General features: G+C 42.8%; 9 protein-coding genes. 3 read left to right on the top strand and 6 right to left on the bottom strand.

Going from position 1 to position 10,841, the window contains the following annotated elements; translation table 11 throughout:
* Positions 1 to 207 precede the first annotated feature (207 nt).
* A complete protein-coding gene (serB, locus tag FTU05_RS14135; protein ID WP_078193257.1) occupies positions 208 to 1,428 on the bottom strand; it encodes a phosphoserine phosphatase SerB in 1,221 nt (406 codons plus the stop codon).
* Positions 1,429 to 1,505: 77 nt separating this feature from the next.
* Here serB and FTU05_RS14130 point away from each other — a divergent pair, with 77 nt between their 5' ends.
* Positions 1,506 to 2,762: a hypothetical protein gene (locus FTU05_RS14130; RefSeq protein WP_168379711.1), complete on the top strand. Its 1,257-nt coding sequence runs from the start codon at positions 1,506 to 1,508 to the stop codon at positions 2,760 to 2,762.
* Positions 2,763 to 2,811: 49 nt separating this feature from the next.
* On the opposite strand, the gene ppk1 is transcribed toward FTU05_RS14130, so the two are convergent.
* From ppk1 to mhpT, 5 genes are all read right to left on the bottom strand, one after another.
* The gene (ppk1, locus tag FTU05_RS14125; protein ID WP_180106768.1) at positions 2,812 to 4,875 is read right to left on the bottom strand and encodes a polyphosphate kinase 1; all 2,064 of its coding nucleotides are present in this window, start codon (positions 4,873 to 4,875) and stop codon (positions 2,812 to 2,814) included.
* A gap of 198 nt (positions 4,876 to 5,073) precedes the next feature.
* On the bottom strand, positions 5,074 to 6,042 hold the full coding sequence (locus FTU05_RS14120; protein ID WP_180165784.1) for a bile acid:sodium symporter family protein: 969 nt from the start codon (positions 6,040 to 6,042) through the stop codon (positions 5,074 to 5,076).
* 73 nt (positions 6,043 to 6,115) lie between these two features.
* Positions 6,116 to 6,766 (bottom strand): bifunctional nicotinamidase/pyrazinamidase, encoded by a 651-nt coding sequence (gene pncA / locus FTU05_RS14115; RefSeq protein WP_168379715.1) that lies wholly within the window; start codon positions 6,764 to 6,766, stop codon positions 6,116 to 6,118.
* Positions 6,767 to 6,836: 70 nt separating this feature from the next.
* Entirely contained in the window at positions 6,837 to 7,226 is a 390-nt protein-coding gene (locus FTU05_RS14110) for a hypothetical protein (protein ID WP_168379713.1), read from the bottom strand.
* A gap of 150 nt (positions 7,227 to 7,376) precedes the next feature.
* Positions 7,377 to 8,588, bottom strand: coding sequence for a 3-(3-hydroxy-phenyl)propionate transporter MhpT (mhpT, locus tag FTU05_RS14105; protein WP_180165782.1), 1,212 nt, complete (start codon positions 8,586 to 8,588; stop codon positions 7,377 to 7,379).
* A gap of 723 nt (positions 8,589 to 9,311) precedes the next feature.
* Here mhpT and dapA point away from each other — a divergent pair.
* On the top strand, positions 9,312 to 10,211 hold the full coding sequence (gene dapA, locus FTU05_RS14100) for a 4-hydroxy-tetrahydrodipicolinate synthase (protein ID WP_078193262.1): 900 nt from the start codon (positions 9,312 to 9,314) through the stop codon (positions 10,209 to 10,211).
* 15 nt (positions 10,212 to 10,226) lie between these two features.
* Complete coding sequence (locus FTU05_RS14095) at positions 10,227 to 10,832, top strand: lipoprotein-34 precursor (NlpB) (protein ID WP_168379718.1); 606 nt, start codon at positions 10,227 to 10,229, stop codon at positions 10,830 to 10,832.
* Positions 10,833 to 10,841 lie beyond the last annotated feature (9 nt).

Genomic DNA, 10,841 nt, shown 5'->3' with positions numbered 1-10,841 from the left:
GTCCAGATTTAAATCCAATAGAAAATATGTGGTCACGAGTCAAGGCGATTCGAACTAAGTTTAGAGTTAAAGATATTGATAAATTATTTAAAGATTACTGTAATGATTTATTTGGTATTTAGCTATACCGTTCATCGGATGAGCTGAATTCTTGGCATAAAAAAACGCAGCCTTTTGGCTACGTTTTTGACTGTGCCTTAAATGGTTTTAAGCACGATTTAAATCTTTATCATGCACACCAAGCAGGTAAAGAACACCATCTAGACCCACGCTTGAAATGGCTTGATTGGCATTTTGACGAACCAAAGGTTTCGCACGGAAAGCAACGCCTAAGCCGGCTAAAGACAACATAGGTAAGTCATTCGCACCATCACCGACAGCAATGGCTTGTTCTAATGAAATCCCCATTTCTTCAGCGATTTGAGTCAACAAGAAGGCTTTGCGAGCACCATCGACAATATGACCTTTCACTTCACCTGTTACCGCGCCATCTTGGACGTCCAGTACATTGGCATGGACTTCATCGATACCCAGTTTTGCTTGTAGATATTCGGCAAAATACTGAAAACCACCTGACAAAATAGCCGTGCGATAACCCAGTGATTTAAGCGTTGAAATCAGACGTTCCGCACCTTCTGTGACAGTCAGACGTTCTGCAATTTTAGGCAATACCGAAGCATCCATACCTTTGAGCAGTGCCACACGTGCACGGAAACTTTGTTGGAAATCGAGCTCGCCTTGCATAGCACGTTCAGTGATTTCAGCCACTTGAGCCCCGACACCCGCTTCAATCGCCAATTCGTCAATTACTTCTTGCTCAATCAGCGTTGAGTCCATATCAAAGCAGACTAAACGACGATTACGACGGTAAGCATTGTCTTCTTGAACGGCAACATCTACCCCTAGTTCAGTAGATAGACGTAAACATGCTGCACGCATCGCAGTGGCATCCAACATCTGGCCTTTTAAGCCAAATTGAACGCAGGCACGGCGTGGACCTTCGCTTGATCCATCTAACTCTGGACGGCCAGATAAACGAGTCACAGTTTCAATATTAAAGCCTTGGCTCGACACAATATTTGTAACTGCCTGTAAATGAGACGCCTGTAATTCTGGCGCAAGTGCCGTAACGATATAGCGTGTGCGGCCTCCCTCATTTACCCATTGTTGATATTCTGTTGTAGAGATTGGTTTAAAGCGCACAGTTAAGCCAATATCATGTGCTAAAATCAACATCTCCTTCATGGCTAATGCTGTCGCAGTCTGGTCTTCCGACGAAACAACAATACCTAAAGTCAGCTGATTGTGGATGACTGCTTGTCCGACATCTAAAATCTGTAAGGAATGTGCGGACAAAACCTGCATTAATCGTGTAAATTGATTAGGTTGGTCAGGTCCTAAAAGTGATATAAGAATGATTTCTCGCATGAATTGACTCGGGTCTGAGCTACAACTAATGTAAGAATCATAATCTAAATTGAATAGAATTGCCTTGGAAGTTTACGTTGAATGCGCCTAGACAAGGGCTATTTGCTAGCCTATTAGTAGTTTGTTTTGCTTTGCATACCTTTTTATTGGTATTGGCAACAACCCACCAATTGAACGAAAACCGTGCCAGTCAGGGACAACTGATGACCAGTCAATTGGTTACAGACAGCCTATCTGAGCTTGAGCCGGCCAATACCGTATCATTAGCCTTACTTGCTGACCGCTATGCAACCAACCCGAGCGTGGCTTCCATCCGCATTTTAAATGCCAATAATCAAGTTTTGGCCACAGGCGGTTTGACCAAAACCCGTGACGGTGAAATCTTTGTTCGTGATGCGCTGCAAAACGAAAAGAAAGTCGGAACGGTTGAAATCACCTTAATTAAACCAAGTATTGGTGAAATCTTACGTACGCAGTGGGCTGCGATTCTATTTTCATTATTCTTACATGGCTTGTTATGGTTGGCGTATCGCGCTATTGCGCGTCCAAGTCGTACTGAATATTTAGCGCGAATCAACAATGAATCACGTCTAAAACATGAAATTCAAACGCTAGCGCAGGCTTTAGAACAAGAAAAACATAATGCCGCTCTGGCGATTGCTCAAGCGCAGCAAAATGCGCAAGCCAAAGCAAAACAGCATAAAGACATGAAACCAGTGGTTCTCGACAGCAACAGCTTGGCATTAAATATTCAATTTTATGATCCGAAACAGCTGCTCGATAGCGTCAACAAAACCGTGTCTGTGCCGTATTTTAATCTCTGCCAAATTTTCTTGAATAAAACCACAGAACTCTGTGTTCAACATTATAAATTGAACAGTTCTGACATCAGTACAGTGCATAAGTTTGATGAACATGGCGCAACCATCAGCATGACCGCTGACACTCCAGATGCGCTGCGTTGCCTCACCATGATCAGCTCAGTATTCCAATTGCTTTCAGATGTTTTATATAAACGCTACCGTGAAGAAAAACGTTTCGTTTTACAAACCCGTAGTGCGATTTCAAGCTCTGTCGAAGCCATGCAATTGTCTTCTGTACAAGCGGCTGAGCGTTTAGTCCAACAATTGGTTGCCAAAGAAAGTGCCATTCATGTGCCGACAACTTTGCTCAAAGAGATTTCAGATCATTTCCAATTGGTGAGCTTGCCAAATCCGACCAATGTGCTCACTCGTCATGCATTTATGCTCAATGGGATGGACAGTGATGCTGCTGAATTGGCTCAAAACTTCAGAACTGAAATTTTAAAATCCAAACAGTCAAAAGCCTCGTAAAGGTTTTAGCGAAATCAAAAATCCCGACTTAAGTCGGGATTTTTTTGTCTTAAACGGTCGAAATTTTCTGTGCAATCAAATATTTTTGCGCGTTATGCGGTTCGGCACCTGCTTCAACCGCGACTTTCTCCCATTGCCCATTCGACTGCATTTCCCATGCATTTTGATTATCGTCCAAATAGTTAAGTAAACAATCTTTCATAATGCGTTTTTTCAAACGGCTTTCTAAAATGGGAAAACAGGTTTCGACCCGTGAAAATAAGTTACGTCCCATCCAATCGGCACTGGCACAGTACAATCGTTTTTCGCCTGCATGCTCAAAATAATACACTCGAGTATGCTCTAAGAAGCGTCCGACGATAGATCTCACATGAATATTCTCAGACATCCCTTTGACCTGAGGAATCAAACAACAAATCGAACGGATAATTAAATCTACAGATACCCCTGCTTGCGATGCACGATACAAAGCAGCAATCAGTTGCGGTTCCGTGAGTGCATTGACCTTCACAATAATTCGTGCGTATTTTCCCGCTTGTGCAGCAACAATTTCCTGTTCAATCAGTTTCAGTAATTCAGTATGCAGAGTAAATGGTGCATGCAATAACGCTTTCAGCTTCGCCATCTTGCCCATGCCTGTCAGTTCCTGAAACATGCGATGCACATCCTCGCAAATATCGGGATGCGTCGTCATCAGGCCATAATCGGTATACATCCGCGCATTGCCTGCGTGGTAATTACCTGTTCCCAAATGGGCGTAGCGCAATAGTTGATTATTTTCACGGCGCACAATCAGAATCATCTTGGCATGGGTTTTATAGCCCACAATGCCATACACCACGACAGCCCCAGCTTCTTGCAATATATTGGCCACGGTAATATTGGATTCTTCATCAAACCGCGCCCGAAGTTCGATAACTGCGGTTACTTCCTTACCGTTGCGAGCCGCCTCCGCCAAAACTTGTACGATGTCCGAATCTGGCCCACTGCGATAAAGCGTCTGCTTAATGGCTAAAACCTGAGGGTCTTTTGCAGCTTCACGTAATAGGTTAATAACCGGTTGAAAGGAGTCAAACGGATGATGTAACAACACATCTTGTGTTTTTAATACATCAAAAATCGCGGTTTGTTTACGAAAAACTTTAGGAATAATCGGTGTATAGACCGGATATTTCAGTTCAGGTCGATTAAAACTGGCACTGAGACGCGATAAATTGATCGGGCCGTCAATGCGATAGAGCTCCTGCTCACTCAAATCAAATTCATCTAACAAATAATCAATAATGCTTTGCGGACAATCAGCTTCAATTTCTAAGCGAACTGCCCGACCAAAACGCCGTGAAGACAATTCATCTTTTAATGCCACCGCCAAGTCATCCACATCTTCAGCCAGAACTAAATCTGCATTGCGTGTCACTCGAAAGGCATAACAGCCCGTCGCTTTCATTCCCGGAAATAGGTCATTGATGTGTTGCTGAATAATGGCGGTCAGGAAAATTTGTGTCTCTGCACTGCCTTCAACCTCGGCGGGCATTTTGATTAAACGCGGCAAGGAACGTGGCGCAGGCACAATCGCCATTTCAATGGCACGACCAAAGGCATCTTTGCCTTCTAGGCTCACAATAAAGTTGAGGCTTTTATTGACCAAGCGTGGAAACGGATGCGATGGATCTAAGCTAATCGGCGTTAAGACCGGTTGAACTTCTTTACTAAAATAATGGCTAATCCACGCCCGATGTTTTTCTAAAATATCTTTAAATTGAATAAAACGAATGCCTTCACTTTGTAGTGCAGGCAATACAGCATGATTGAGGGTGTGGTATTGCTGTGCAACCGTGTCATGAATCACTTGGGAAAGTTCATCTAAGACCACTTCAGTCGGAATGGCATCTGGCGTCCGTACAATTGCATTCAAATCTCGTTGTTTCATTAGCCCCGCAATGCGAATTTCAAAGAATTCATCTAAATTGCGTGAAAAAATGATGAGAAAATTCAAGCGTTCAAGTAAAGGTAAACTTGAATCGAGTGCCTGAGCCAAGACCCGCCGATTGAAATCTAAAAGTGACAATTCACGATTATAATAGGTCGCTGATGAATGCTGAAAATGTTGCATACCCTCTCAATGCTGTTTGAAACAGTCTATATCTAAAGTGTTTGCCGGCATGTTAGGCAGCGGATATGACACTTATGTTACAAATAGCATTAATCAATTAAAAAAGCATGCAATTCCCTAAAGCCCTGTTCATCAAATCGTAAAATTTATTTTCGACATCAAAAAAGAGGGACATTGCCCTCTATTTTACTGAATTGTTTATTGCACAGGCTTGTCTTGTTCCAATGCTTTGGGCTCACTCGTCCGTGCTGCCCAATAGGTTGCCAGTGCGGGACCCGAAATATTGTGCCACAAACTAAAAATCGCACTCGGCACAGCGGTCAGAGGTGAAGCGGCAAAATGGGTCGCCGCCAATGCCACACCCAAACCTGAGTTTTGCATCCCAACTTCAATCGACACTGCTTTACAGTCTGCATAGGGCAATTTAAACAGTCGGCTGGCCCAAAAACCCAATAGATAGCCCAAGCCATTATGTAAGGCCACTACCCCAAGAATCAGTAAACCTGATTGCAAAATCTGTGTTCGACTACCCGCAATGATTGCTGCCACAATCGCTACAATTGCCACAACAGAAACCAATGGCATGACCTGTATATAGGCATCCACTCGGTGCTTAAAGACAGTTCGAATCATTAACCCCACAATGATCGGAAATAAAACCACTTGTAAAATTGAAACCAACATCGATGCCGCATTAATTTCGATCCATTGGCTTGCCAGCAAATAGAAAATCGCAGGGGTTAAAACCGGTGCGAGTAATGTCGAAACAGAGGTACAGGCAACAGATAATGCGGTATTACCTTTTGCCATATAGGTGATGACATTAGAAGCCGTTCCACCTGGACAGCAACCGACAAGAATGACCCCGATCGCGATTTCTGTCGGCAGTTGTAATAATTTACACAAGAAAAAAGCCAATCCCGGCATCACAATAAACTGTGCCAAAACCCCGATCATCACAGCTTTAGGGCTTTGCAATACACTTTTAAAACCTTGCAGTGTCATGGTCATGCCCATACCCAACATAATGATGCCTAGCATCCATGGGATATATGCTTTTAACCAAACAAATACATCGGGAAAAAACATGGCGAGCGCTGCAAACAGCACCACCCAAATCGCAAATGTTTTCTGCACAAATTGAGTGAATTTTAAGAAAGCCGACATAGGCATCTTCCATTTAAATACAGGGACAAAAAAAGGCACACCCTTATGCCTTTTCTCAACTGAGCCCACTGGGTCATGCCAAAGATAATGCCTGTGCATGCTGCTGCACAATATCTTTCAGGTAAATACGCTTCACCCCATTCGCCAACATGTCTTGCCATGCATGCTGAAGCGAACCCTGTAAATCGATCCCTTTGGTCAAATCAGCAATCACAAAAGTTTCAAAACCAAGCTTACGCGCATCCATTGCCGTCCATGCAACACAAAAATCCGTGGCGATCCCAACCACAAAGACTGTATCAATACCGCGTTCGCGCAAATAGCCCGCCAAACCTGTTGAGGTTTTCTGATCTGCTTCCATAAAAGCAGAGTAGCTGTCGATATGCTGATGAAAACCTTTACGGATAATCAGCTGCGCCGTCGGTAAATTTAAATCAGGATGTAATTCGGCATCCTGTGTACCTTGTACACAATGTGTTGGCCACAATACTTGCGTTCCATAATTCAGCTCTATGCTGTCATAAGGTGCATGCTCAGGATGATTTTCAGCAAAAGAAATATGGTCGGCTGGATGCCAATCTTGAGTCAGCACAATATTCGCAAAGTATTGTCCAACTTGATTAATCCCTGGAATAATTTGATCTGCATTGGCAACAGCCAACTGACCACCTGGGGTAAAACCATTTTGTACATCGACCACAATCAGCGCTGTATTCTTTTGCATATCTCTCCATCCGTTGTCATGCGTTGTCGGCGACTCTACTGATTCGCTCATATTTTAAAAGCCTTAGTATTCAGTCCTGTGCATAAAAATAAAATGACTGTCCTTCCTGACAATACCGATACTTGGGCAAATGCTCAACCAAACGCTGTGCAAAGCGTGGGTAAATACGGGCTTTTCGCCGAGTCGAGGCATGAAAATAAAAATATCGCGGTTGATGTTGAAAGATATATTTTAATAAATGGCTGCGTGTCTGTTGCATGACCTCAAACGCATTAATATTTTCAGCAACATCTTCTAGGGTAGGTTCATCGGCAAAGGCTAACCACGCATTTTGTCTCGGCTGTTGGCGATTTCTTTGAAATACAGGTTTGAGTTCCAAGATAAATTCGTATTGATGTAGATACAAACTGAATTCACGTTGATCAACTTTAAAAATTGCGACCAGTTTTCTTGCTGACATAGCCCCTCTACGTTGATTTTTTATTTTCTCTTTCTGCTGTATTTTTACATAAAATACATTTATTTATCTTGGTTTAAAGCATTAGCGCGACTTCAATTGTCGCCATAAAAAAGCCCGCAATATGCGGGCTTTTTTGATATGACATGTTCCTTAAGATGGAATACGACGTACCAACAACAACATAAATACTGCAGAGATTGCGATACATGGAATTGCAGCGGTAATCACCCCTGCCGCACCAAAACCTGCTGCCAATAGCTGACCCGCAATTGCAGGGCCTAACATTGCACCGACACGACCAACGGCTGAAGCAACACCAACACCCGTACCACGTAACTGTGTTGGATATACGATACCACCGAAGGCATACAGCACCCCTTGGCAACCAATCACGAATGCACCGACTAAAGCTGACGCCATGTACATTTGAGTCAATGAACCTGCACCATTGAGCGCAAATAGACCTGCCAAAATACCGCCGTACATCAAAATGATCACATAAGCTTTCTTCCAACGATCAGTCAACATACCTAAAATGATCGTACCAATGGTTGCACTCACCATGAAGTAGAACTGCGCAGTTGCACCATCTTTACGAGTGAAACCGAGTTCGGTGAACAACGACGGTAACCAGCTCAACATGATGTACACCACCATCAAGGTGAAGAAGTAGCTCACCCAAATTGAGAAAGTACGTAAACGGTTTTCTGTGTTAAAGAGGTTTTTGAAAGCACCTTGTTGCACTTCGCCATTGGCGGTCGCTTGAACCGCTTGATCTTTGGCTTTCAAGAATTCACGCGATTCGGGCAGGAACCAAATCATCAATGGAATCACAACAATCGGTAATAAACCGCCTAAATAGAAAATATTTTTCCAGTTTGCACCGAAGTCCGTCATTGCGACCAATGATAAGATTGCCGCACCTACAGGCATACCACAGTACATCAAACCGACTGCACGACCACGATTTTGTGGCGTTACCGATTCAGATGCCAAGGTAATTAAAATTGGCATTGCTGCACCTAAACCTGCACCTGCAAGAAAACGTACAGCGAGTAAGCTATGGAAGCTATTTACCCATACCGTACATAAGGTAAAGATGGCGAACATCCCCGTAGACCAAATTAATACTTTTTTACGGCCCATTCGGTCTGCAATCCGACCACCCACCAAAGCACCAGGTAATAATCCTAAAATACCGGCACTAAAAAACACCCCTAGCTGCGAGCTATCCAGCCCGAAATATTCACGAATCCCTGCTGCTGCAATACCTGCAGCCTGAATATCCAGACCTTCGATTACGGCAATAAGGAAGCAGATTGCTACCGTGACAATAGCATGCTTATTATCTGACTTTTCCATTGGAGAATCCTTGTTGTCATCAGCGTTCAAATTAAGTCGCATCATCGCTGAGCCTTATAAAGGATATAACTACCAATAAGTTGAAGCCTTTCGTCCAAAATTGGATTACGTGCATGGTGTAATAGTTTTTGTGCTTTAAGTCACAAAGTCGTAAAAACAATTAAAAATTTAAAATAAAAAAATATGAATCGTGCAATGAACAGTCAAATCAAGCGATCTTTTTAAACACTCATAAAAACATGTCCATTTCTATTAGATATAAAAAAGATTATTACCCAAGTTTTTAACAATCATTTGTAATAAAACCCGAGCGAATTGATATAGTTTTTAAATCTTTAGTCATTGTTATTTAATCTTAAATTCTGATTAAAAAGCACGGAATACACATAGATCAACCTTTTGCTGATGATTTAATCAATCCCATCAACCATGCCAACCCTCTCGATTAAATAAAACATTTTCAAGATTCAGCCCCTGCTGAACAATTTTCAGGCTGCAAAAAAACCGCTATTTTACACTTGATTGTTTTAAGTTTGATTTGTATAAAGAATTTTATGGCTTTGACCAAAGCATATTGTTCTTATGCGTTTGATCAGTCATAATTTGCGTAAGCATTATTCAATTTGGGTATAGCCCAATGAACATGCTACAAATCAAAATTCGAAACCATCCAGAAATCAATATTTCATCTTGTCGGATGGACAAATAGGATAGCTTTTCAAAATGACTCAGCAAGCTCAGACCATTCAAGGTTCAATTGTCGCAATCGTCACCCCAATGTTTGAAGATGGCAGCGTAGATTGGAAGAGCCTCGAGAAGCTGGTTGAGTGGCATATAAAGCAAGGCACCAATAGTATTGTTGCTGTAGGGACTACAGGTGAAGCTTCTACCTTGAGCATGGCCGAACACACTCAGGTGATCAAAGAAATCATCCGTGTGGCGAACAAACGCATTCCAATTATTGCCGGCACAGGTGCAAACTCAACCCACGAAGCGATTGAACTCACCAAAGAAGCCAAAGAGTTAGGTGCAGATGCGGCATTATTAGTTACACCATACTATAACAAACCTACCCAAGAAGGCCTGTATCAACACTACAAAGCGATTGCTGAAGCTGTTGATTTACCTCAAATTTTATACAATGTACCTGGCCGAACCGGTGTAGACATGCACAACGACACCGTGATCCGTCTTGCTGATATTCCACAAATCGTGGGCATTAAAGACGCCACTGGCGATGTTCCTCGTGGTCAAGAACTCATTGAAGGCCTTAAAGGCAAAGATATGGTGGTGTACTCAGGTGATGATGCAACGGCTTATCAGTTAATGGGTTTAGGTGCTAAAGGCAACATTTCGGTTACTGCGAACGTGGCGCCAAAAGAAATGAGCGAAGTGTGTGCAAGCGCTTTGGCGGGTGACGCAGTCCAAGCCGAGCAACAAAACAATACTGTTGCAAATTTACATCAAATTTTATTTTGCGAATCGAACCCAATTCCTGTGAAATGGGCACTTCATGAGATGAACCTGATTGAAACAGGCATTCGCTTACCATTAACACCCCTTGCAGAACAATATCGTACTCCGCTTCGTGAAGCACTCATCACTGCGGGCGTTATCAAATAAAGAAGAGCAAACATCATGCAATTACGTTTAGGACTTAGCCTGGCACTTTCAGTATTTACATTAGCCGGTTGTAGTTCACTTGCCTTTAATAATGGCACACTGGACTATAAACAAACCACAGATGTTGAACCGCTGAAATACCCTGAAGGGTCAATGGTTCGTCCTGCAACGCCTTTGTATCCTGCTCCATCAGTTGACCCGCTAGCAATTGAGCATGCACCAAAGCTTGAAAATAAGCGTGGCAATCGCTATGCCCTTCCGCGTCCAGCCGCGGAAAAAAATAATGTCGTCGCAGATTCCTCAACAGACAGTACAAATATTAGCCACCCTCAACTATTGGTGGATGGAAATCAAAATCCACTGATCAAAGTTGAAGGAAATTCTGCTACAATTTGGCAATACACACTTGCTACCCTCAGCAGCCTTAACCATACCATTGTTGGTCAGAGCAAAAACCGTTACGAAGTAACCGTCAAGGTCGATCAGCAGACCTATGTCTTAAGACTTTCTTCTGTAGGTTCAAGCAATAACATCGCTGTGTTCAATGCCGATAACAGTTTTGCAGACAAAGAAAAAGCTGCAGATCTGTTAGCTCAGATTTACCAAAATTGGCCAGCCTAGTCGTACTAG

The organism is Acinetobacter sp. YH12049 (genome assembly GCF_013419875.1).
GTDB lineage: Bacteria > Pseudomonadota > Gammaproteobacteria > Pseudomonadales > Moraxellaceae > Acinetobacter > Acinetobacter amyesii.
This window is presented reverse-complemented; position numbering and strand designations above follow the sequence as displayed.